28 protein-coding genes, 1 tRNA gene and 1 rRNA gene are annotated in these 22,117 nt (G+C 56.0%); 22 read left to right on the forward strand and 8 right to left on the reverse strand.

What is annotated here, in order from left to right; genetic code table 11:
- Positions 1-117: 117 nt before the first annotated feature.
- A complete protein-coding gene (locus KJ653_09745) occupies positions 118-1,356 on the reverse strand; it encodes a transposase (protein ID MBU0686110.1) in 1,239 nt (412 codons plus the stop codon).
- Positions 1,357-1,500: 144 nt separating this feature from the next.
- On the opposite strand from KJ653_09745, the gene rrf reads away from it, so the two are divergent.
- Positions 1,501-1,621: ribosomal RNA gene (gene rrf / locus KJ653_09750) — 5S ribosomal RNA — on the forward strand.
- A 185-nt stretch (positions 1,622-1,806) separates the two neighbouring features.
- Entirely contained in the window at positions 1,807-2,727 is a 921-nt protein-coding gene (locus KJ653_09755; protein MBU0686111.1) for a zinc ribbon domain-containing protein, read from the forward strand.
- On the opposite strand, the gene larB is transcribed toward KJ653_09755, so the two are convergent.
- Positions 2,724-3,485 carry a nickel pincer cofactor biosynthesis protein LarB gene (larB, locus tag KJ653_09760; GenBank protein ID MBU0686112.1) on the reverse strand — a complete coding sequence of 254 codons (762 nt, stop codon included), beginning with the start codon at positions 3,483-3,485 and terminating at the stop codon, positions 2,724-2,726. The genes KJ653_09755 and larB overlap by 4 nt on opposite strands.
- Positions 3,482-4,294 (reverse strand): ATP-dependent sacrificial sulfur transferase LarE, encoded by an 813-nt coding sequence (gene larE / locus KJ653_09765; GenBank protein ID MBU0686113.1) that lies wholly within the window; start codon positions 4,292-4,294, stop codon positions 3,482-3,484. Before larE ends, larB begins: the two co-directional genes overlap by 4 nt.
- A gap of 178 nt (positions 4,295-4,472) precedes the next feature.
- Here larE and albA point away from each other — a divergent pair, with 178 nt between their 5' ends.
- From albA to KJ653_09785, 4 genes are all read left to right on the forward strand, one after another.
- Positions 4,473-4,745, forward strand: coding sequence for a DNA-binding protein Alba (gene albA, locus KJ653_09770; protein MBU0686114.1), 273 nt, complete (start codon positions 4,473-4,475; stop codon positions 4,743-4,745).
- Between the two features lie 163 nt (positions 4,746-4,908).
- Positions 4,909-5,685, forward strand: coding sequence for an isopentenyl phosphate kinase family protein (locus KJ653_09775; GenBank protein MBU0686115.1), 777 nt, complete (start codon positions 4,909-4,911; stop codon positions 5,683-5,685).
- 8 nt (positions 5,686-5,693) lie between these two features.
- A complete protein-coding gene (fni, locus tag KJ653_09780) occupies positions 5,694-6,779 on the forward strand; it encodes a type 2 isopentenyl-diphosphate Delta-isomerase (GenBank protein MBU0686116.1) in 1,086 nt (361 codons plus the stop codon).
- 5 nt (positions 6,780-6,784) lie between these two features.
- Positions 6,785-7,768, forward strand: a complete 984-nt coding sequence (locus KJ653_09785) for a polyprenyl synthetase family protein (protein ID MBU0686117.1) — start codon at positions 6,785-6,787, stop codon at positions 7,766-7,768.
- Here the strand turns inward: KJ653_09785 and radB are convergent.
- Positions 7,765-8,430: a DNA repair and recombination protein RadB gene (radB, locus tag KJ653_09790; GenBank protein MBU0686118.1), complete on the reverse strand. Its 666-nt coding sequence runs from the start codon at positions 8,428-8,430 to the stop codon at positions 7,765-7,767. The two genes, KJ653_09785 and radB, sit on opposite strands and share 4 nt — an antisense overlap.
- Before the next feature lie 109 nt (positions 8,431-8,539).
- On the opposite strand from radB, the gene KJ653_09795 reads away from it, so the two are divergent.
- The 5 genes from KJ653_09795 to KJ653_09815 all read left to right on the forward strand — a co-directional run bounded on the left by KJ653_09795 (position 8,540) and on the right by KJ653_09815 (position 13,224).
- Complete coding sequence (locus KJ653_09795; GenBank protein ID MBU0686119.1) at positions 8,540-9,163, forward strand: Kae1-associated serine/threonine protein kinase; 624 nt, start codon at positions 8,540-8,542, stop codon at positions 9,161-9,163.
- Entirely contained in the window at positions 9,160-9,714 is a 555-nt protein-coding gene (locus KJ653_09800) for an XTP/dITP diphosphatase (GenBank protein MBU0686120.1), read from the forward strand. Before KJ653_09795 ends, KJ653_09800 begins: the two co-directional genes overlap by 4 nt.
- Before the next feature lie 57 nt (positions 9,715-9,771).
- Positions 9,772-9,848: transfer RNA gene (locus tag KJ653_09805), tRNA-Pro, on the forward strand.
- A 153-nt stretch (positions 9,849-10,001) separates the two neighbouring features.
- Positions 10,002-12,908: an FtsX-like permease family protein gene (locus tag KJ653_09810; GenBank protein ID MBU0686121.1), complete on the forward strand. Its 2,907-nt coding sequence runs from the start codon at positions 10,002-10,004 to the stop codon at positions 12,906-12,908.
- Positions 12,909-12,975: 67 nt separating this feature from the next.
- Entirely contained in the window at positions 12,976-13,224 is a 249-nt protein-coding gene (locus KJ653_09815; protein ID MBU0686122.1) for a VIT1/CCC1 transporter family protein, read from the forward strand.
- Between the two features lie 17 nt (positions 13,225-13,241).
- Here KJ653_09815 and KJ653_09820 read toward each other — a convergent pair whose 3' ends face one another.
- Entirely contained in the window at positions 13,242-13,502 is a 261-nt protein-coding gene (locus KJ653_09820) for a DUF3795 domain-containing protein (GenBank protein ID MBU0686123.1), read from the reverse strand.
- 130 nt (positions 13,503-13,632) lie between these two features.
- On the opposite strand from KJ653_09820, the gene ablA reads away from it, so the two are divergent.
- The gene (ablA, locus tag KJ653_09825) at positions 13,633-14,937 is read left to right on the forward strand and encodes a lysine 2,3-aminomutase (GenBank protein MBU0686124.1); all 1,305 of its coding nucleotides are present in this window, start codon (positions 13,633-13,635) and stop codon (positions 14,935-14,937) included.
- A 30-nt stretch (positions 14,938-14,967) separates the two neighbouring features.
- Here ablA and KJ653_09830 read toward each other — a convergent pair whose 3' ends face one another.
- On the reverse strand, positions 14,968-15,639 hold the full coding sequence (locus KJ653_09830) for a diphthine--ammonia ligase (protein ID MBU0686125.1): 672 nt from the start codon (positions 15,637-15,639) through the stop codon (positions 14,968-14,970).
- An 88-nt stretch (positions 15,640-15,727) separates the two neighbouring features.
- On the opposite strand from KJ653_09830, the gene KJ653_09835 reads away from it, so the two are divergent.
- The 3 genes from KJ653_09835 to rpiA are packed head-to-tail and all read left to right on the forward strand — an operon-like array spanning position 15,728 to position 17,358.
- Positions 15,728-15,946 (forward strand): hypothetical protein, encoded by a 219-nt coding sequence (locus KJ653_09835; GenBank protein MBU0686126.1) that lies wholly within the window; start codon positions 15,728-15,730, stop codon positions 15,944-15,946.
- Positions 15,909-16,655, forward strand: coding sequence for a creatininase family protein (locus KJ653_09840; protein ID MBU0686127.1), 747 nt, complete (start codon positions 15,909-15,911; stop codon positions 16,653-16,655). The genes KJ653_09835 and KJ653_09840 overlap by 38 nt, the downstream gene beginning before the upstream one ends.
- Position 16,656: 1 nt before the next feature.
- Entirely contained in the window at positions 16,657-17,358 is a 702-nt protein-coding gene (rpiA, locus tag KJ653_09845; protein MBU0686128.1) for a ribose-5-phosphate isomerase RpiA, read from the forward strand.
- Here the strand turns inward: rpiA and KJ653_09850 are convergent.
- Entirely contained in the window at positions 17,351-17,716 is a 366-nt protein-coding gene (locus tag KJ653_09850; GenBank protein MBU0686129.1) for an ArsR family transcriptional regulator, read from the reverse strand. The genes rpiA and KJ653_09850 overlap by 8 nt on opposite strands.
- 200 nt (positions 17,717-17,916) lie before the next feature.
- Here KJ653_09850 and KJ653_09855 point away from each other — a divergent pair, with 200 nt between their 5' ends.
- The 5 genes from KJ653_09855 to KJ653_09875 are packed head-to-tail and all read left to right on the forward strand — an operon-like array spanning position 17,917 to position 20,102.
- Positions 17,917-18,198, forward strand: coding sequence for a 50S ribosomal protein L44e (locus KJ653_09855; GenBank protein MBU0686130.1), 282 nt, complete (start codon positions 17,917-17,919; stop codon positions 18,196-18,198).
- Between the two features lie 3 nt (positions 18,199-18,201).
- Entirely contained in the window at positions 18,202-18,390 is a 189-nt protein-coding gene (locus KJ653_09860) for a 30S ribosomal protein S27e (GenBank protein ID MBU0686131.1), read from the forward strand.
- Positions 18,390-19,175, forward strand: a complete 786-nt coding sequence (locus KJ653_09865; protein MBU0686132.1) for a translation initiation factor IF-2 subunit alpha — start codon at positions 18,390-18,392, stop codon at positions 19,173-19,175. The genes KJ653_09860 and KJ653_09865 overlap by 1 nt, the downstream gene beginning before the upstream one ends.
- Entirely contained in the window at positions 19,172-19,342 is a 171-nt protein-coding gene (locus KJ653_09870; protein MBU0686133.1) for an RNA-protein complex protein Nop10, read from the forward strand. The genes KJ653_09865 and KJ653_09870 overlap by 4 nt, the downstream gene beginning before the upstream one ends.
- 1 nt (position 19,343) lies before the next feature.
- Complete coding sequence (locus KJ653_09875) at positions 19,344-20,102, forward strand: proteasome assembly chaperone family protein (protein ID MBU0686134.1); 759 nt, start codon at positions 19,344-19,346, stop codon at positions 20,100-20,102.
- Between the two features lie 118 nt (positions 20,103-20,220).
- Here KJ653_09875 and KJ653_09880 read toward each other — a convergent pair whose 3' ends face one another.
- Entirely contained in the window at positions 20,221-20,457 is a 237-nt protein-coding gene (locus KJ653_09880) for a ribbon-helix-helix domain-containing protein (protein MBU0686135.1), read from the reverse strand.
- Positions 20,458-21,093: 636 nt separating this feature from the next.
- Here KJ653_09880 and KJ653_09885 point away from each other — a divergent pair.
- Positions 21,094-21,312 (forward strand): hypothetical protein, encoded by a 219-nt coding sequence (locus tag KJ653_09885; protein ID MBU0686136.1) that lies wholly within the window; start codon positions 21,094-21,096, stop codon positions 21,310-21,312.
- Positions 21,313-21,815: 503 nt separating this feature from the next.
- Positions 21,816-22,117: winged helix-turn-helix domain-containing protein (locus tag KJ653_09890; GenBank protein ID MBU0686137.1), on the forward strand; the 302-nt coding region annotated here is incomplete at its 3' end.

Raw genomic sequence — 22,117 nt, forward strand, 5'->3', positions numbered from 1 at the left:
CATCCCCCGGTCCGGGTTTCAGTCCCTTCCCGCCGGAACTGCAAAACCGAGCCCAATCAGGGGCCTCCTTCAGGCAATATCGGCAATTGGTTCTGTTGCATTATCGGGTGGTGACCTCTAGGTCACACCGACAACGCCACTCGTTCCATTCGGCTCCGACCGTGCGGCCATCGCTGGCTCGTATAGGATCATCATCGCGTCATGCTGGAATGCGCCGGGGTCGAACCGTAGACCCCCTGCCACCTCCAATCCCTTGGAGACGGCTGTCTGCAGCAGGTTGATGCTGGCGTTTATGTGTCTGTCTAGGTGCCAGCCGCACTCACATGCGAACTCAGTGCCCATTCGGGAATCTTGTATCCTCCCACATGCCGGGCACTTTCTGCTGCTGTATCTTGGATCAACCTTCACAACCGGGATCCCTCTCCATTGTGCCTTGTACTCGATGATCTGGTGTAGCTTCCTTCGGGGCCAAATGCTCAAACGACGATTCATCCCCCTGCCGCTGTTCGGCTTGAACCCCTTCAGATCCTCGAGCACTACCGTCGACCTCTTCCGTTCGGTGAATGAGAGCACCGCGTTCGCCACATGATGTAGCCTGTACTCGATGCGGCGGTGCTCCCTAGTTCCCTCTCTCCGACACAGGGAACGCGAGGTCCGTCTATCGTGCGCCTTCTTCTTCTGGAGTCTCTTCCGTCGGTAGTGATGCCGTTGCTGGATGGTGGATACATCGCGATAGTCTGCCTTCACGGCCACTGCGTTATCGCCTTTGACGAACACTCCATCAAGGCTTCGCTCGTTCGTGTCTAGCGAGAGTACAGACTCGGGAATGTAAGGCTTGGGAGTTGCCTTCCTGAAGGCGATGATAACTCGGTCTGGAAGAAGCGTCATCGATCCAAGGGAGAGGGTGTTGTCGTCGAGATACTTGCGATGATACTGGCTCACGACCAGGTTGAGCTTGACGTGGCATCCTGCCCTGATTGGTAGGTCAATAACGCCGTTCTCTCGGTCGAGCCTGTAAGCCTGATTATCGGCCTTCATCATCAATCGCTTGACATATGGAATGCTTGTGGCATTCCCTCTGCTGACGCGCCTGCGATGGTTCCTGAGGATCCCCGCGGCCACCTCGAACGAGGAGACGAGATGCTTGGCATACATCCTCGGATGCTCTTCCCGGAAGCTCTTGTAGACCAGCTTCGAAAGGGCGTTTCTCGAGGTCACCCGGGCTTGAAGGCCTGCGCGTATCGCACTGTTGACGGCCAGCCTGAAATCCTCGAGCAGGAACCTCGCTTCGGGAGGGAGGCCGGAATCCAGACGGAAGACGATGCCTTTGAACAGCATCTCCTCCCTCAAAATCATTGTTCTATTAGACATGGCGGACTACAGGTAGCTGCAGGAACAGAGGAAGCCTCCTAGTCGTCATTTCCACCACCCGAGTTTTGACGGAACCCCATGTCGGCAACCCTTAAATAGGACATCGATATTAGATGGCCCGAAGAGCGGTCTGACGGCCATAGTGGCGGGGCCACACCTGGTCTCATTCCGAACCCAGAAGTTAAGCCCGCCTACGTTCTTCGTGGTACTGAGGTGCGCGAGCCCTCGGGAAGCCCAAGGCCCTTCGGGGCCTCTTGGCCGTAGCGGCTAGATACGCTAGCCAGGTACCTTCGGGTACAGGGTGAACCGTATTGTTTGAAACCGCTACGGGCTTGGTAAGCTGTCAGCCACTCTTCTTTTCCATTCTTCATATGTGCGGTCCGGACCCTGGTACTCACCGCGAAGGGTTTATATGAGCACAGATGGTTTTTCCAGATGGAGCTGGCCCAATTGGCTTTGACCGAAGAGGAGAAATTGATTCTTGTAGCCATCCTCGCCATCGTCATGCTCTTCGTGGTCCTCTTCGAGATCAGGTACATGCGCGGAAAGAGCAGGGAGGTCAGGCGCTCGTCCCAGAGGAAGGACGAGGCGTTCAACTCGATCCACACCACGCGCTCGGTCATCAACGCCATGCAGCGCCAGGGAGCGATCACCGGCTCGGCAGAGCAGCTCGTCAGCCAGGCTAAGCTTGCAATGCAGAGAGGAGACTACGACAGATGCGAGACGCTGTGCCAGAGTGCCAGGGACCAGCTGACCGGCCCGCCGTCCAGAAAGCAGGCTGCAGGTATTACAGCGCAGGAATCCGTTGTCGAATCCGAGCGCCTGGAGAAGATCGCTGAGAGCATCCTGTCCTCGAAGCCCGCATCATCAAGGGCCGACTCATACAAGGGCACAAAGCTGTCGTTAGATGAGGACGGGAACTACCTGAGCGCCAAGTTCGAGATCTCCAGAGCGAAGGCGGACATCGGTAGGGCGGTCGAACACGGGTCTGAGACTGGAGCGGCACAGAGCTTTCTGACGGATGCGGAATCCGCCTTCGTCACCGGCAGCTATGCCAAGGCACTCTCGCTTGCGCTCAAGGCCCGGAAGGCCATAAGCCAGGAAGCAGAGGGCGAGACCATACCTCTCAAGGCCGGCTATGAACCCGAAGAGCCTGAGGCCGAACCGACAGCGGAGGAGATGTCCTCCAGGGTCGAGGACGAGTGCACTAGCTGCGGAGCCCCAATCGAGCGCGGAGATGCGTTCTGCCACAAGTGCGGTGCGAAGTCTCAGAAGGAGCGGATCTGCAAGTCTTGCGGGACGAAGCCGAGAGCTTCGGACATGTTCTGCCGGAAGTGTGGCTCCAGAGTGGACTAGGACTTCCCGTGTTTGTTCTTCACTATGATGGCTGCTAGAGCGCCCGCGCCGAACCCATTGTCTATGTTGACCACACCTATGCCGCTCGAGCAGCTCGAGAGCATCCCAAGAAGCGCTGCGATGCCTTCGAAACTCGCTCCGTAGCCAACGCTCGTGGGGACTGCTATGACCGGCCTGCAGGTGAGGCCCGCGACGACGCTCGGAAGGGCTCCCTCCATGCCTGCGAGAACGATGATCGCATCTGCGGAGTCGAACTGCCTCATGTTGGATGTCAATCTATGGATCCCTGCGACCCCGACATCGAAAAGCCTCTCCACCTTGCATCCGAGCAGCTCGCAGGTGACGGCTGCCTCCTCAGCAACTGGTATGTCAGAGGTCCCCGCGGTGATGACAAGGACCTTTCCGACATTCGGTTTCTTGGCCACCCCGACAGTCACTATCCTTGCCTCGGGGTACCACTTGACCTTCGGGCCGAGCTTATCCCTTAGTTTCTGATACTGCTTCTCCGTGATACGGGTGAAGACGGCCTCGTCCTCCCTGGACAGGATGCGCGCAGCTATGTCGATGATCTGTTGGTCTGTCTTGCCGGGCGAATAGATTGCCTCGGGGATACCTTTCCTCAGCTCCCTGTGATGGTCTAGCTTTGCGAACCCGAGGTCGTCGTAGGGGAGCGTCCGCAGATGCTCGAGTGCTTCCCCGACCGTGCACTCTCCCTTGCTGAGCCTGTCAAGGACCTTCTCGATCTTCTTGGGGTTCATCTGACCAGCACCTCGTTCAAGCTCCCCATCCGGTAACCTTCCAGGTCGAGGGCGACATATGTGAATCCGAGCGACCTCAGTTTCTTGGTGATTGTGATTCTCGTCCCAGGTGATGCAAGCTTCGACAAGTCCTTCGGTGAGACCTCGATTCGTGCGATGTCTCCATGGATCCTGACTCTCACCTCATCGAAGCCTTTCGCCTTGAGGAACTCCTCGGCCTCCTCAATCATCGTCAGCTTCTCCCGCGTGATCATCTCTCCGTAGGGGATCCGGGACGCTAGGCAAGGGCTCGAGCTCTTGTGCGCAGTGGGCAGTCGGAGCGTTTTCGATATCGCTCTCACATCGGCTTTCGTCAGCCCTGCCTCTGCGAGAGGACTTCTCACACGCATCTCCTCCTTTGCCCTGAGCCCTGGCCTGTAGTCATTCTTGTCATCTGCGTTCGATCCGTCGATGATCTCGGTGAGCCCCCTCTCGTCAGCGATGCCCCGGATATGCTTGAGGTCGTCGAGCTTGCAGAGGTAGCATCTGTCTGGCGGATTGGTGATGAATGATTTGTCGTTCATAGGGTCCACATTAACAACCAAATGCCTAATGCCGATCTCCTGGGCGACAGCCTTGGCATTTCTCAGTTCTGACGCTGGGTACACGGGGGAGTTGATGGTGATTGCCATGGTCTTCTTCCCAAGCTCGTCCTTGGCGATCTTTGCGACGAGCGTTGAGTCTGTCCCGCCGGAGAAGGCGACTGCCGCTGAACACATGGAGCGGACGATGTCCCTCAACCTTGCCATCTTTCTATCGAGCGTTCTCATGGCATGTCTGGCAATGTCCTGCCGCTATTTCAACGCTAGTGGGTCAAGCTCCGCGGACGGTACCGTTCCGGCTGTGACGACAGGCTGCAAGATACGCCTCAGAACGGCCCCTATTTGGTAATCAATATATACAGACGAGCGACGTTTGAAGAAGGCCAGCTGAGCTTTGGAGGAAAGCATGGCAGAGGAGAACACCGTTTACATCGGTAAGAAAGCTACAATGAACTACGTCCTCGCCGTGGTGTCGCAGATCAATGCTGGTAGCGACAGCGTGGTAATCAAAGCGAGAGGACGCGCCATAAGCAGGGCTGTGGACGTTGCGGAGATCGTGAGGAACAGATTCGTCCGGGGACTGGCATACAAGGATGTGAAGATAAACACTGAGTCCTTGCCAGGCCACGACGGCGGAAACGCAAACGTCTCCTCGATCGAGATCTACATGGCCAAGTAGACCTCATGGGACGATTGGTGGTTGGTCCGAGCTCAGGCACCTTCAGGGCAATCCTTTGAATTCTTCTCCCCAGGGTGTTCGTGTAGTGGCCCATGCATGACGTTTATCATAGGCTATGTCGATTGGCCGTACAGGAGAGCGCGTTGATCTGTCAGGTGACCCGATGATTCTCGTGAAGTTGGGCGGAAGCGTGATCACGTACAAGGCGAAGCTCAGGACCTTCAAGCGGTCATCGTGCGACAGGCTTGCGAAGGAGCTGAGCATAGTCAACGCGCCTCTCGCAATCGTCCATGGCGCTGGCTCTTTCGGGCACATCGAGGCCAAGAAACACAGCCTCCACAAGGGTTTCAGGGCCAACTCACAGCTCCATCATGTCGCCGCTGTCCAGCGGGATGTCAGAGAGCTCAATCTGAGGGTATTGGTCTCTCTCATCGACAACAGCATCAGAGCGGTGTCGGTACCTCCCGCATCGGCAGCGAAGTTCCGCGGGGGCATGATCAGGAAGTTCGAGCCAGACACATTCGGACAGATGTTCGACCTTGGACTGACGCCAGTGTCTTTCGGTGACGTGGTCCCAGACGAATCTATGGGCTTCTCGATATGTTCGGGCGACCTGATGATGGAAGCAATCGCGAAGGCCTTCAGCCCCAAGCTCGTAGTATTCTGCGCTGACGTCGACGGTGTATATGATAGCGATCCGAAGCGCAACAAAAAGGCAAGACTAATCCCCGAGCTTGACAGTTCGAAGCTCGCGGATCTCAAGAGGACCGAATCCGCGAACGCTGATGTCACGGGCAGCATCTACGGCAAAGTCGAGCGCATGCTGGCCATCGCTCAGTACTGCGAAAAGTGTATGATAGTGAACGGCAATGTGCCGGGTAGACTGGGAAAGGCGGTGTCGGGCCGGGAAGTGGCCTCGACAGTTGTAGTCCCGGGATAGGTGTGCACATGTCGGGCGAGGGCGAGACGCCGGAGAGGCTCATTGAGCGCAGGAAAGGGGACCATGTCGAGATCTGCGCCAAGGAGGACCTGAGCCAGGACTACATCTACTGGGACGATGTCAAGCTCGTCCACAACCCGCTGCCAGAAGTGAACCTCGAGGACATCGACACATCCACGACCATCTTCGGACGGAAGCTGAAAGCGCCCCTCGTGATATCGGCAATGACCGGCGGTTACGGGAAGGCCGAGGCGATCAACAGGAGCCTGGCGTCCGTTGCTGAGCAGTTCGGCATAGGCATGGGAGTGGGGAGCCAGAGGGCGGCTCTGGAGAACCCGGACGTCGCACGCACGTACTCCGTGATCAGGGAGTTCGACATACCTCTGAGGATTGGCAATCTGGGCGTTCCGCAACTGATCAAGCAGGGCCTGAAGTCTGCGTTGGGGGTCGATGAGGGCAGGGCTGCGATGGAGATGGTGGACGCGCATCTTCTCGCGGTGCACCTGAACTATCTCCAGGAGATCGTCCAACCCGAGGGCGATACCAAGAGCAGGGGCGGTCTAGCGGCGCTCGAGAAATTCGCATCTGCTCTGCCCGTGATCGCCAAGGAGACTGGTGCAGGCATCCCAAGAGAGACGGCGCTCAAGTTGAAGAAGGCCAAGGTAAAGGGCCTGGATGTGGGCGGCCTGGGAGGCACGAGCTTTTCCGCCGTTGAATACTACAGGGCGAAGTCCGCTGGCGACTCCGGGAGGGTGAACATCGGCCGGACCTTCTGGGACTGGGGCATACCAACCCCGGTCGCAGTCGTTGTGGCCAACGTAGGCCTTCCGATCATATCCACGGGAGGGCTCAGGAGCGGGCTCGATGTCGCCAGAGCCGTTGCCATAGGCGCCGGATGCGCGGGCATGGCTGGCAGACTGTTGCCAGCTGCTCTCAAAGACAGGGAATCGGTCGCGGCCGAGGTGGGCACCATCATCGAGGAGCTGAAGGCTGCGATGTTCTTGGTCGGCGCGAAGGACATGCGGGAGCTGGCGGCCACCAAAGCGATCATCACAGGCCGGTCCAGGGAGTGGCTGGATCAGTTGTCGGGGTGACGGTCATGGTCTTTCCAGAGGAATACGAGGACAGGGTCAGAAAGATCAACGAGTATCTGATGCACACGTTGGATGTCATCGAGGACAAGAACCTCAAGGCGGCGATGGCGCACTATCCAGCGGCCGGCGGGAAGCGCCTCAGGCCTCTTCTCTCCACGATAACATGCGAGGCTGTAGGCGGGAAGGCCGATTCCGCGGTCCCGTTCGGGGTGGCGCTGGAGATCGTTCACAACTTCACGCTCGTCCACGACGATGTGATGGACGAGGACTACACCCGGAGGGGGATTAAGACCGTTCACGCGCAGTACGGGGTCCCGGAAGCGGTCCTCTCAGGCGATGCTCTATTCGCGCGCGCGTTTGAGGTCGTGCTCGATTCCGATGTCGAAGACGGGTCCCTGGTCAGATTGGTCCGCATACTTGCAAGAGCCGTGAGGCTTCTGGCAGAGGGACAGCAGATGGACATGGACTTCGAGGATGCAAAGATGGTGACCTCCGACCAGTACATGAAGATGATCGAGCTCAAGACGGCGGTGCTCTACTCGGCAGCCGCTCAGGGAGGGGCGATCGTAGGAGGCGCCTCCGATCACCAGGAAGACGCATTGGCGGAGTATGGCCGGCTCATGGGACTCGGATTCCAGATCTGGGACGATGTCCTGGACCTCGAATCGACTCAAGAATCATTCGGGAAACCCGTCCTCAACGACATCAGGAACGGCAAGAAAACGCTCATCGTGGTCCAGGCGCTCGAGGACCTCAGTGGGCCGGAAAGGACAGAGTTCCTATCCATTCTCGGGAACAAGAAGGCGACCAAGGGGCAGCTTGAGAGGGCCAGGGATATCCTTGAGGACGTGGGCGCGATAGAACACGCGACCAAGGTCGCCGACGGACTCATCAAAGAGGCCAAGGACCAGCTCAAAACCCTCAAGGACTCGCCACATAAGAAGGGTCTGATGGCCTTTGCAGACTACATGGTAAAGAGGAAGACCTAGACGACGCCGGTCTTCGTGAGCTTGAAGTTGGCGTTCCTGCCCTCTTCGAGATGCCTGTGCTTTATGATGACGGCTCTTCTCGAGCCGGTGCCGACCTTGTCTAGTCTGACGATAGCTTTGGCGTTGTGCAGCAGGACATGGCCGCCCAGAGGTTCGAAGGTCCCCTTGTCTATGTCGGTGTAGACCTGTGATGTGAGTACTACGGGGATGTCCTTGCTCCGCGAGACCCCGAGCAGCTTCGCCAGCTGGGGGCTGAGGGACTTGCGAACGCCTCTCTCCTCGTCGTTCCTCGTCAGTCTGTAGTGTATGGTTGCGGAGTCAAGGATGATGACTCCTACCTCGAGCGAGCTCTCCGCCAGCTTGACCGCTTTGTCCACGAACTTCTCCTGCTCGTCAAAAGAGTGCGGTTCGAAGAACAGGATGTTCTTCATCACATCCTCGTAGTTTTCGCCCGCCATCTGTTGGAGGCGTTCGAGGGAGACTCCCTCGGTATCGATGTAGATCACCTTCTTTCCGGTGACCGCGACGTTCCTAGCGACCTGAAGGCATATGTTCGTCTTGCCCGTGCCCGCCTCGCCGAAGAACAGGGTTATGGCTCCACCTTCCAGGCCTCCTTCGAGGAGTCCGTCCAAAGCTTCAGAGCCTATGGGCAGGTGAACCATATGCCACGATTGGGGTGGTTGGTGATAAGCGTTACTAGTGCATGGAGCCGGACCGTGAAGCAGACCCGATTCAGACAATCTTATTATTGCGGAGCCCTTTCCAGCAACCGTGGCTGTTCACAGGGTCGGCGCCGAGGCGAAGTTGGACTCGGACGTATGGATGGGTAGGGACGTGGTGTTCAAACAGCGTGTCGTCAAGAGCTATAGGCACCCCACCCTTGACAGATCCCTCCAGAACTTCAGGATCAAGAACGAGGTCCGCCTTATGCTCGAGGCAAGGAAGGCCGGCATCGCCGTTCCGATAATATACTCCGTTGACCTCGCCGAGAACAGGATCGTCATGGAGGAGGTCAAGGGGGTGAGGGTCAAGGACGCCCTTGAGAACCTGCCGATGGACAAGGCCGAAGAGGTCTGCCGCAAGATTGGGGAGATCGCCGCGAGGATGCACATGAGCGACATAGTCCACGGGGACCTCACGACAAGCAACATGCTCCTTGAGGGGGACAGGATCGTTGTCATCGATTTCTCACTCGGTTCGAAGACATCGGAGCTCGAGGACAAAGGCGTGGACATGCATCTGCTCGAGGAGGCTTTCCACTCGGCCCACTACAGGCGGAGCGAGCTCTACGAGACCGTGAAGGATTCATATGTCAAGGCGTATCCCGGAGGGGCCGAGGTCCTGAAGAAGGTCAAGGAGATCGAGAAGAGGGGGCGGTACACACGCAAAGAATAGCCTTCGTCACCAGCAACGACGGCAAGTTCAGGGAGATCTCTCAGCAGATGAAGGAGCACGGATACGAGATCGAGCACATCAAGACGACCTATCCAGAGATACAGACGGATACCCTCGAAGCGACGATCGTTCCAGGACTCATCTGGCTGATGGAACGATACAACCGTCCGTTGTTCATAGACGACTCCGGCCTGTTCATAGACGCGCTCAAAGGCTTCCCGGGCGTGTTCTCGTCCTACGTTTTCAAGACGATCGGATGTGACGGTATACTGAGGCTCATGGAAGGCGTGAAGGACCGGTCTGCCAGGTTCGAGTGCTGCATAGGATTCATGGCGCCAGGGAAGGAACCTCACATGTCAAAAGGGCTCGCGAAAGGCTCGATTTCCGAGAAGAAGGCCGGAACCGGCGGTTTTGGATACGACCCAGTGTTTGTGCCAGAGGGTGATTCGAGGACATACGCCGAGATTGAGGTGTCAGAGAAGAACAGGATATCTCACAGAGGCCGGGCGATTGAGCAGTTCTTGAAGGACCTGCCCAGGCTGATGCCATAAAAGGAACAGAATCCTTTTAATGAGGTCTGCGTTAATCTGGTGCTCATAGCACACCATGGGGTAGTGGTCTAGCTTGGTATGATACGTGCTTTGGGAGCATGAGGTCATCGGTTCAAATCCGATCTACCCCACCATCACTTTGTCTGGCTGGATTTCAGTTCCGCCCAATTGAATCCAAATTCGAAGGATGAGGGAAATCGATTGACGAACCCGACAGAGCCAGGGCAATTCAATCGGAAGGATTTGAATAATGGTATCAGTATCACCAGGACGCTAAGAGGCAGACGGTGAATGCTCTCTCTTTCCTTAGGTACGCCCTTGTTTCCGTGGTGAGGAACCGGAGAAGGTCCCTCTTTGCGATGGTCGGCATAGCCCTGTCGACTTCGCTCGTCGCCGGCTCTCTGATCGCAGTGGACACATCTGCCTCCAGTATGCTCCACATGGCGATTGGCCCGACCACGGTGGATTTTGTGGGCAAGGATTACAATTACTCTCCAGACACGAGCTACGACCTCTCCAGCAATGACCAAGCTGTGGGGATGATCGAGAGCGTCAACGGCATCGATGAGGCAACCTACTGGCTCAGATCGAACGGCTGGAGCCTGCGTAATTCACAGGGCCACGAGTATCTCAGCTATCTTGGCGAATCGTACCTGGCCTTCGCGAGTCCTGATAGCCCGTTGTTCCTCAAGGCAAACAACATCCATGGTGAGATGCCCGCCCAGGGTTCGGCCGCTATACCGAAGTCTGTCGCCCTGGGCCTTGGCATAGGGATCGGAGACGAAATCGTCTGTTCCTTGGAGCAGATCTCTCTGCATTTCGACCCCGTCCTCCAGATGCGGGTTTACGATCTAGCATACCTGAATTTGACCTTCCCAGTCTCGCAGATTTGGACACAGGACAAGTCGGTCGCTCAGTACCAGGAAGACCGCCCTGATCTCCAGGATGAAAAGGTGGTTTACCTGAACAACATCGACGGGTTTGAGCCTGTTGTTTTCAGTCTCGTCTCATACCCGACGGTGATGAACTCCACCGCTCTTGAGTTCCTCTCATCCACCTCCTCGCAACCCGAGCTCAGCTACCTCGTCTGGACTGATCGCGACACCGTCATCAGCATAGCAGATATCCAAGGCTCCATTGACAGGCTGGAATCGATTCAGGCCCAGCTCAACGAAATCGGCTCTCTGTCCGGCTTCTATGTTGGCGACAGTAGGCTGGAGAATCAACTGAGGGGCCTAGACTCTGACTTGGAGTCGATGAAGTATCTTTTCCTTGAGCTATCACTACCAGTATCGGCCCTGGGAGTGTATCTCTCCGTGATTGGAGTGGATATGGGGGCGAATTCTCGCCGGCGGGAGGCAGGGATATTGAAGGCCAGGGGTGCATCCAACAGGCTTGTGATGTCCTACCTTGTGATCGAGGCGGGAATACTCGGAGCGTCAGCGTCCTTCATAGGCCTGCTGCTGGGAGTTGTCGTGAGCCGGCTACTGTTCGGTGCGGTTCCTTCATTCTCTGCCGGAGGCACGTCTTCGGATTCGTTTTGGACCGTTCTCAACATCGGACCAATGACAATCGAACTGGCAATGCTCTTCGGCATCTCTCTGATGTTCATATCGTCATTCAGGTCCTTCAGCAAGATATCCGCTGCAAGCGTCAGGGAATCGATCCACCATTACTCCACTCTGTCGGCTCGCGAGGACTACAGTCCCGATGCAGACATCGTACTCATATCCTTCTCGTTGCTGAGCGTGGCCAGCATCCTGATCACGGCAGACGCAGCGCTGAGGAGCGGATGGTCATGGTTGACGGAACTCATACTCGGCAGCGTTCTGATGTGGGGAATACTCCTTTTTCCTTTCATGCCGTTCTTTCTCTCATTCGGCGTGGTAAGGCTCCTTACCAGAGGGTCGAGGAAGCTCTACTCCAGGTTCGCCTGGTTCGTAAGACCCTGGACGAAGGAGCTACATAATCTGGTCCGTAGGAACATCCTGAGGAATCCCAGGAGAGCCTCCAACCTCGGCGTGTTGATCGCGCTCGCCCTCGCTTCAGGACTGTTCGTCTCTGTCACAATGGAGTCGACGATAGCATATCAGCGAAGCGTTGTGACTTACAGCACCGGGTCAGACATGAAGGTCGAGAGCCATTGGTATGGACGCGGTGTGGCTACTGACAAGCGGCTCAACCTCAGCAAGCTGTCGGACTTGAACGTCATTGAGGGAGTCCGCGCGACATCATCCAACATTGTTCTCAACGCGCGGTTGCCTCAGAGCGGAGCTAGTGCGGATGTGTGGATGGCTGTGATCAACAGCGCGGACTATGAGAGGACCGTGAAACCATCAGATCGGTATTTCATCGGGGGTGGCAGCAGTCTGCTTGAGGAGCTCAAAACCAATGGAACAGCTCTCGTTGCGCAGCATGTCCTTAGCAGCTACTACTTAGTGATTGGTGATCTGCTCCGGGTGAACATCTCCTATTCCTATTGGAGTCAGGGCATCTTGAACGAGGTGAGTCACGAGTTCCTCCTGACAGTGATAGGAGCGGTCAAGGGCATGCCAGGTTTGTCGTCAGCGGACATGTACGTCGACACGCACTCGATGGAGTGGCTCTTCGCCCAGAACATCGGCGGAGCCGCATTCTACGTGGACTCCATCATCTCACTCTCCAGAGGGACAGATCCTCACGGTGTTGGGGACGCTGCTGCGTCAGTGTTCGCGGAAGCCGGACTGGAACCGAAGATCTACATCGCTGCTGACCTGATAGCCCGCGCCGAACACGATCCAGGCGACGGCGCTTTGAGGGGCTACCTCTACATGGAATACGCCCTGTCAATCGTCATTGTGTTCGTCGGCGTGAGCCTCCTGATATTCGTCTCTGTCGGGGATCGGGAACGGGAGTTAGCATGTATCATAGCAAGGGGATCCTCGAGCTCCCAGATGAGGAGGATACTGATGGGGGAGTCTGTCACTCTCATGATCCTCGGCGTGGTCATCGGTTCGTTGGTAGGCTTGTTGGCCGCGTACCTGTTCAACACCCTGAACCCGTCCTCACTCGTTCCGAGGACGATGGAGTTTGCAGGCGTTTCGTGGGCGATGCTGATCGTCTCGATCGTTTCAATCCTCCTATCGTCATTGCTCGCGACAATGCGAGCTGGCAAAGTGAGGTTGGCTGAAGTCTTGAGGATTCGAGGTGGCTGAACTGAAAGGCCTCGTTGTCGCGGTCGAAATGGGCAGAGGCGAAGACTAGATTCTACTGGTTGGCGGCGTGGCTGCGATTGTCGGGTCTCTGGTTCCCCTGATTTCGCTCCTGTTTGCAGGTTACAAGATCCTCATGGGCATCCTCGGTTCATTGGCGGTCAGCGCGGTCGCACTGTTTGGCATAGGCTGGTACAAGGCGAAGATGACCGTTGGAAGGCCGCACAGGAGCGGACTCCAGATGCTCATGATCGGGATATCGTCCGCTCTCGCCGGCTTCGGTGTTGCTTACCTCGTCAGCGGCGGCAAAGGGCTCTAGAGGTTCACTGGAATCTCTCAGGACTCCTTCCTTGAAATGAACTGGCAGTATCCGAAGCTGATAGGTCCTTTCTTCGTCGTCTCGCAGGGAAACTCGGGGCAATCGAAGCACAGCTTCACGCCTTTCGTGTGTGCGCAAGTGGCGATGGCGCAGAACTTGTTCGGCTGAGGAGCGCATCCCTCCTTCCCGTGCGGACATGTGCCCTTGGCCATCCTCGGACACTTCTCGCATGCTATCCCGCAGACTCCGATCTTCACGGTGCCACCGTTCAAGGACATCCACACGCCAGAATATAAGATGGCATTCTGGCGGGAGCGGCCGCAGGCGGTCGTCTCAACTAGACACAACCTATATAGGGGGAGTCCATACCGCAATTTAAGAAGAGGCCTTTCCGGAGGCCTGACTGTGATGAGAAGGTACAAGGATATCCCGCTTTGGAAGAACGTCAGCCCGAAACAATGGACTGATTGGAAGTGGCAGGTCAGGAACCGCATTACCGATGTGGAAACGCTGGCACAAGTGATCAACCTCACTAAGGAGGAAGAGAACGAGATAAGGAACTCGATGAAGTACCTGCGCATGGCCATCACCCCATACTACGCGACGCTGATGGACCCGGACGACCCGACGGACCCCGTCAGGCGCCAGGCGGTCCCGACCTCGAACGAACTCCATGTCACCAAGGACGAGATGGAGGACAGTGTGGGAGAGACGGTCGACTCACCTCACGAAGGGTTGACTCACAGATACCCCGACAGGGTGCTGCTGCTCATAACGGATCAATGCAGCATGTACTGCAGGCACTGCTGCCGCAGGAGGATTGTCGGCCAGACTGACCATCAGCGGAGCTGGGAAGAGATCAAGGAAGGCATCGACTACATCCGCAACACGCCTGAGATAAGGGATGTGCTCCTCTCTGGCGGCGATGCCTTGCTGGTCTCCGATGAGTTCCTGGAGAAGGTCATCCGCGAGATCAGGAAGATCAAGCACGTGCAGATCGTGAGGATCGGCACGAGGACACCGGTCGTGCTTCCGTACAGGATCACTCCTGGTCTGGTCAAGATGCTCAGGAAGTATCATCCGATCTGGCTCAACACGCACTTCAACCACCCGAACGAGATCACGCCTGCGTCGAAGCGCGCGGTGGAGATGCTCGTGGATGCGGGCATACCCGTCGGCAACCAGACGGTGCTTCTGAAGGGCGTCAACGACTGCCCGACGATTATGAAGAAGCTCTGCCAGGACCTCACATGGATTAGATGCAGGCCCTACTACCTCTATCAGTGCGACATCGCGAAGGGTCTAGAGCACTTCAGGACGTCCATCGCGAAGGGCATCGAGCTCATAGAGGCGATGAGGGGCCACACGTCAGGATTCGCAGTGCCGCAGTTCATCATAGATGCGCCCACGGGCGGCGGCAAGATACCTGTCGGACCACAGTACCTCATCTCGATGAGCGACAAGAGGGTCATCCTGAGGAACTACGAGGGAGGAATATTCCAGTTCCCGGAGGTCGAGGGCGACAGGACGAGCGTTTGCCCGCCATCGTGCAAGATGTGCAAGGACTACCCGCTCCTCGAATCCAAGGAAGGCGTCGCTGCGGTTCTGGCCGGGAAGAAGCTGTGTCTGGTCCCCGAAGGCACTCTCAGGGAGAAGCGCAGGAAGTCCTACCGCAAGGATTCCAGACACGTGCCGAAGTGCGAGGACTTCTGACCGCTGAGCCCACGAAACCACTATCTGCTTCTACTTTTCTTCGAGCGAAGCTTTCTTGATCGTGTAGTTGCCCGAGTGTCTGGACCAGTTGGTCTGAGCTTCCTCTATCTGTATCGATTTCGAGAAGTTCGGTCCGTCGAGAACGAATGTCTCGAGCTCCCCGCCCTCGCCGGTCACGCTGATTCGGTGCTTCTCCCGGAGCTTCTCGAGTTCCTTGATCGAGTGCGATGTGATGACCTTGCCTAGCCAGCCCTCATCGAACCCCTCCGCGTACACGCCGGCTATCATGAACTTGAACCCAGCTTGCACCATGTCCTCGAGGAGCGTCAACTGGTCCTTTCTCCAGAGAGGAGCGTACATGGGCTTGCCCAACCTGTGAGCGATCTCGTTCAGCCGGGACCATTGGTAGTCAGATGCTATGGCACCGCAGACGAATCCATCCGTGTCCTCCTCTGCCATCAGCGCCTCGACATCTCTGAGCTCCTCCTCCTTGAGCCCTGAGCTCTCCTTGTACTTGATCGCTATGTTCATTGACTCCGCCTGCAGCTTCGTCCAACGGATGTTGGGATAGTGGAACATGTAAGAATCAGATGCCTTGGGGACCACGGTGAGGAGGCTCATGACGTCCCATCCCTGCTGCTGAAGCAAGTAGAGCGCGTAGGTGGAATCTTTCCCTCCAGAGAAAAGAGCAGAAACCCTCATGGTCGGTTCCTGTTAGAAGTATTGTGTTGCTTCGCTATAAGTATGTTCTCTAATGAGGACTGGATTGCGTTTATATGAATGCACCTCGATGCGCCTGGACGTGTACTACTGTCCCAAGTGCGATCGAACAATCTCGAAGGGGCGTGTCGAGCAGGTGGACAGGGAGCTCAGGAGCAAGTTCGGGATAGACAAGCTCTCATCTCTTCGGTGTCCCGTGTGCGACACTGAGTACATGGATCTGGACAGAGTCAAGAAAGGGGGTATCGAGCATGTCGGGAAAAGCAGGAAGCAAACCGGTCCTCTATGAGGAACTCACAAGCGACAGCTTCGCGAAGATCGTGAAGAGGAAGCCATTGGTGATCGTGCCGTTCGGCTCCGTGGAGGAGCACGGCTCTCATCTCCCTCTCTGCACTGACGCCTTCCAGGCAGAGGAGGTCGCCAACAGGGTGGCAGTCCAGTTCGATGCAATCGTGTGTCCACCTGTTAGATACGGTGATTGTCGGTCGACCCGCAACTTTCCAGGGACGATATCGCTGAGCTTCGAGGCAGTCCAGGCTCTCGCCTGTGACATCGTCTCCGAGCTTGCGAGGAACGGGATCGATAAGGTGATGTTGCTCACAGGTCACGCTGGGACCACTCACATGGCAGCTCTGAAGTTGGGGGCTATGAGGGCGTTGGAGAAGAACCTTAGATTGAAGATCATGGTGCTCTCGGATTACGACCTTGCCTACGAGCTTCTGGGCAAGAAGTTTCCCAAGGATGACGGCCACGGAGGAGAAATAGAAACCTCAAGGATACTGAACATCAGGCCCGAGCTTGTCGCGAAGAGCCGGCCCAAGGGCAAGTCGAAACCGCCTGAGTACATGATCCTGCCGGACCCGGAGAAGTACTTCCCTGCCGGAATACGAGGCGATACGACTCGTGCAACAGCAAAGAAGGGTAAGTTCGTAGACGACTACGTCGTCGAGAAGCTCTGTGAACTGGTAGTGAAAAACTTTGGCCTTAAGAGGGTGTGAGATGTTGAACTTGAAAGAGAAGGCAGCGCGAGAGGCTGTGAAATACATCGAGGACGACATGGTCGTAGGTCTCGGCAGCGGCTCGACTGCCACCATAGCCATCAAGCTGATCGGCGAGATGGTCCAGCAGGCCGGCATGAAGATCGTTGGTATCCCGACCTCAAAGGAATCCGAGTCTATTGGCCGGTCCGCAGGCATACCTATCGGCGAGCTGAAGGCTCACACGAGCATCGACATAACGATAGACGGCGCGGACGAGGTCGACCCCGACCTCAACCTCACGAAGGGACTTGGTGGAGCGCTCGTGCGCGAGAAGATCGTGGCTGCATGCACCAATGTCGAGATCATCGTGGTCGATGAATCGAAGATCGTCGAGCGCCTGGGCCAGAAGTCCCCGGTCCCCGTCGAGATAATCAAGTTCTCACATGAGGCTACAATGCACAAGCTCGAGAAGCTGGGATGTACGCCGCAGCTGAGGATGAAGGATGGCGATAGATTCGTCACCGACAACGGCAACTACATTGCAGACTGCAGGTTCGTCATCATAGACGACCCGAAGAAGCTCGACATGGACATCAATCTTATCCCGGGCGTTGTCGACAACGGCCTGTTCATTGGCCTTGCGGACAAGGTCATAGTCGCGTCGAAAAGCGGTACGAGAATTCTCGAGAGACAGGGAATCATGAAGCCGAGGATCACTTAGCGAGCTCTTTGAGCTGCTTGATATTACTCTCTATCGACTCCATCTTCTTCCGCTCCTCAGACTCGACAATCTCGATGATCTTGTCGAAGGGTATCGAGAGCTTGTTGGAGTGGACCGGGCGACCCTTGCCCTCCTTCTTTATGTCGCGCTTCGAGACCCACTTCCTCCTCCGCAGCTCCTGCATCGCTATGGACACCTCGGGCTGCCTCAGGCTCGTGGCGCTCTCGATCTCGACGGACGTGGTCTCCTCCTTCTTTCTCAGGAAAACAAGCGTCTTGGCCATGTTCTTGGACAGGCCTGTGCGCATGAGAAGCTCGACAAGCATCTCATCTTTCTTGGTGAGCCCTTTGTCAGTCATATTACGTGCCTAGCCAATTATTATTTGACGTATATATATTCCTTTCCATGCAAGTTGCCGAATATTTACCGCGACGTCATGGATGCATTAATGGTCACGAGCAAGTCATCTGACGCACAAGATGGCTTGCAATCACTCTGGCAACACTTTAATATTAGTTCCCGCTTACTCGTGTCCTGCCCTGAGGGCCGCTGATCAGAATGAAGATGCCCAGAGTGACCAAGGAGTTCTGCCCGAAGTGCAAGAAACACACCGAGCACGAGGTCGAGAGAGTCAAGTCTCGGCCGAGGAGCGAGCTGAAGTGGGGGCAGAGGAGATACAGACGTGCGACCGCAGGCTACGGCGGTTTTCCGAGGCCCAAATACGAGGGCCGGCAGAAACCGACGGTGAAGGTCGCGCTCAGGTACAGGTGTAAGACCTGCAAGAAAGCGCACCAGAGGACATGTATCAGGTCGAAGACTTTTGAGCTGAAGGAGGCCTGAGGAATGAGCAGCCATATCCCAGCGCCGAAGAGCAGGTTCATCACGGTGAAGTGCCAGGATTGCGGCAACGAGCAGATCGCGTTCAACAAGCCTGCGACTCAGGTGAAGTGCAACGTGTGCGGAGCCACCCTGATTAAGCCCACGGGAGGCAAGGGCCAGGTCAGGGGCCAACTGCTCGGAGAGGTCCAGTAATGCCGCGCAAGGCAGAGTATCCCGAAGTTGGAGACCTAGTAGTCTGCAGCGTGCAGAACGTCAAGAATTTTGGTGCTTTCGTTTCATTGGACGAGTACGGCAACAAGGAGGGCTTCATCCACGTCAGGGATGTCGCCACCGGCTGGGTCAAGTACATCCGTGACCACGTGCGAGAAGGGCAGAAGATCGTCTGCAAGACCCTGAGTGTGGACAAGGAGCGAGGGCATATCGACCTCACGCTCAAGCAGGTCAACGACCACCAGAAGCGGGAGAAGATCCAGGAATGGAAGAACGAGAAGAAGGCAGAGAAGCTTCTCGAGATCATTGGCACGAAGATGGGAAAGACCCTCGATGAGGCCTACACCGAGATCGGGGATAAGCTCATAGACGAATATGGCTCGCTCTATGTGGCGTTCGAAGAGATCAATGTCAATCCAGCCTCGATCAAGGAGGTCGGGATCGACAAGAAGTGGGGTGCTACGGCGACGGAGGTCGCTCACGAGAACATACAGTTGCCCTCTGTTACTATCGACGGAATCCTGGAGCTCAGCTGCCCCAAACCTGATGGCATAGACTACATCAAGAAGGCGCTCGCGATAGGTTTGGCGGTGGGCGACGGGGAAGTGGGCATACACTACGTCGGCTCCCCGAGGTATAGGGTTACAGTCACGGCGGAGGATTACAAGACCGCCGAGCAGGAGCTCAAGGATGCGGTGCAGAAGATCACGGCCGCAGTCGAGAAGTCCGGTGGCTCCGCCAGCTTCAAGAGGAAGGAAGAGAAGTGAAGACTCTTCTGAGGAAGTGCCTCTCCTGCAGGGAATACACGCTCAGAGAGCAGTGCCTTAAGTGCGGAGGCGCAACCTTCATGCCGATGCCCGCGAAGTATTCTCCCGAGGACAAGTACGGGAAGTACAGGAGACTCCTGAAGAAGGAGATGAAAGGTGAGCACTGAGATGGAAGACATTGTGGTCGTTTTCAAGGAGAAGCCGGTCCTCAATGAGCCGGTGTTCGTAGAGGGCCTGCCGGGCGTGGGAAACGTGGGCAAGCTCGCGGCGGAGCATCTGGTCGACCAGCTCAAGGCGGTCAAATTCGCAGAGCTATTCTCGAAATACTTCCCGCCACAGGTGCTCGTGAACGATTCAGGTACGATCAGGCTCGTCAGCAACGAACTGTACTATGTCCAGCGGCAGGCATCGGCACACGATGTTGTCATCATGACCGGCGACTACCAGGGACTCACCCCTGATGGTCAGTATGAGCTCTCTGACAAGACTCTGAAGATAATCAAGGACCTCGGGGTGAAGAAGGTATTCACTCTGGGCGGATATGGCCTCGGCAAGATGATAGAGAAGCCGAGGGTGCTCGGTGCTGCGACAGACCTGGAACTCGTCGAGGAGATGAAGAAGTTCGGCGTCACCTTCTCCAAGGGCGAACCGGGGAGCGGCATCGTGGGCGCGAGCGGTCTCTTGCTCGGCCTCGGGAACCTGTACGGAATGAAGAGCGTCTGCCTGATGGGCGAGACCTCCGGCTATTTCGTGGATCCCAAGGGTGCACAGGCAGTGCTCGAGGTGCTCGCCAAGATACTCGAGGTCAAGATCGATTTCACCGAGCTGGAGGCGAAGGCGGAACAGATAGACCTCATCACATCGAAGCTGCGGGAAGTCGAGGCGCCTTCCGAGCCCAAGAGAGAGGACCTCGGCTACATTGGTTGAACCACTCTCCCCAGATGTCATCGCTGTTGCTAATCAGCAAATAAAAAAAGGGGGGAGGTAATCCTGATTGGTGAATTACCGAATAGAGTAGTTAGAGTGCATCCCATCCCGTTTCTGACTACTTCTTAAGGTACTTTTCCTCGTATGTTCGTATGGCCGCCAGAGACTGTTCCGCGTGCTCGAACTTCTTCATCCGGTCGACTACCAACTCCAGCCTGGCATAGATCAGGTCCCTGATTGAGGCCCTTATCGCCTCGGACCGTGAGGGGAAGTCGTCAATCTCCACGAGGAAGTCTATCGCCCGCAGGTGCCTCTGCGGTATGCGGATGGTGATCTTCTCTGTGTCTGGCCCCATTATGAATCGTCCCCGTCCGCGTATTTCCCTGTGGCGCCTTCTGTACCTCTTCTGCCTTACTGTGGTCGGACAGCCCCTTATATTGATGTGAAATATATAAAACCTCGGTTTTGCTTCTCGGGGGTCCTCGAAAGTCGTTCAGATTGCCTTAGTTGCATCTCGAAAAACGATTTATGAAGCGAAGAACCCGCGTATAAATCGAGCCAGCGTCAAGACGCTCAGATCCCGTTGCCCACCTGTCCCCCAAACCCTTTTCAAACCGCTCTGTGCGACAACGTGTTCCTGCGCGTTTCTAGGGGCTTCGTCGTTCAAGTGCACAGAAAACCCTGATCACAACTGCTCTCGCTGACGTCGTGGGAATGCGCGCTGACAATGGGTAGGAAACGACCATGTCGGCAGCCGACATGATCATGGCGCCGAGCACCCCCGAGGAGCCAGCAAGTCGTAACTCGGGATCAATCGGCAGGGATTGACGGTTCGGCACAAACACCTTTCCTTCTTTCTTTCCCATGAGCTTCTCTCATATGGCTCAAACCGACTTTGACCTGCAGCTGGAGTGGCAACTTCCAAATACAATGCAACTCGATTCACCATTTCGCCTCGAGGATGGTTCGAGGAGGAGGTGAAAGAATGGGAATGAAACAGAAGCTTGACGTCCTTGTAGTGACACTCATAGCCACTATTATGCTGGTCATACTGGGCCTGATCTACTTCAGCCTGACGCTGTTGGTAATAAAAGTGGCGGCCAATGTATTGTTCACAGACGACCTCAGCGCCAGCATGGGTGCACTGGCCGCGGCTCTCGTCACTGGAGCCGTCATGATTGCCGGAGCCTTGGAGAAGAAGAAAGACTAGAGCGTCAATCTCCTCGGACTCCTTTTTTTCAATTCTCAGTTTACTTCCCAATGGGGCGGTTGAGCTCTCGTCTCTAGATCATAGCTTTGATTCCAGGTCTTTCCTCATTTCATCGACCAGAGTTCGGTTGGGTCCAATATCGAACTCATGGATTGGTCTCTGTCAGGCAGAATTGAAATCTCGAAACAGGAGATTCCTAGCTTGCCTCATCATGGAGAATGCGATATCACTTCGGATCCGTCCATCGTTCATAGTGCACCTCTTTGGTTCGAGTGCTCGCATCCCGGAAAAGATTCCATATGGCTTCAATCGGAACACCGGCGTCTTCAGCCTTCTTTGCGAAGGTTGATCTCAAATCTTTCCATGGGAACTTGACTCCTGTCGCCAGCCCAGTTGTTGCTTTGTGTCTTCCGAGGCGGATATGACCTCAGAATAATGCAAAAACAACGTGAACGGACTAAGAGAAAATAGAATGTATATACTCAAGTGTGAATCCAGCTTTCATGCCTAGTCTAGTGCAAACACTCTCACACCTGGTACTAGGGCAGAAGGGTGGAGAGAACAGAATCCTGATAATCGAGTTGCTGAAGGAACGTCCGTACAACATGAATCAGTTGGCGGAATGCTTGCAACTGAATTATCGAACGGTCAAGCACCACATAGACGTCCTCCGTGAGAACAGCTTGCTTACCCCGTCGTCTTCTGCAGGTTACGGCGAAGTCTATTTCCTATCATCCGAATTGGAGCAGAACTATGAGATTTTCAGAAGCATCGCCAGCAAACTCAAGCACATAGCGTCCTCCCA

Source organism: Candidatus Thermoplasmatota archaeon (assembly GCA_018814355.1).
In the GTDB taxonomy this organism is placed as follows: domain Archaea; phylum Thermoplasmatota; class Thermoplasmata; order UBA10834; family UBA10834; genus COMBO-56-21.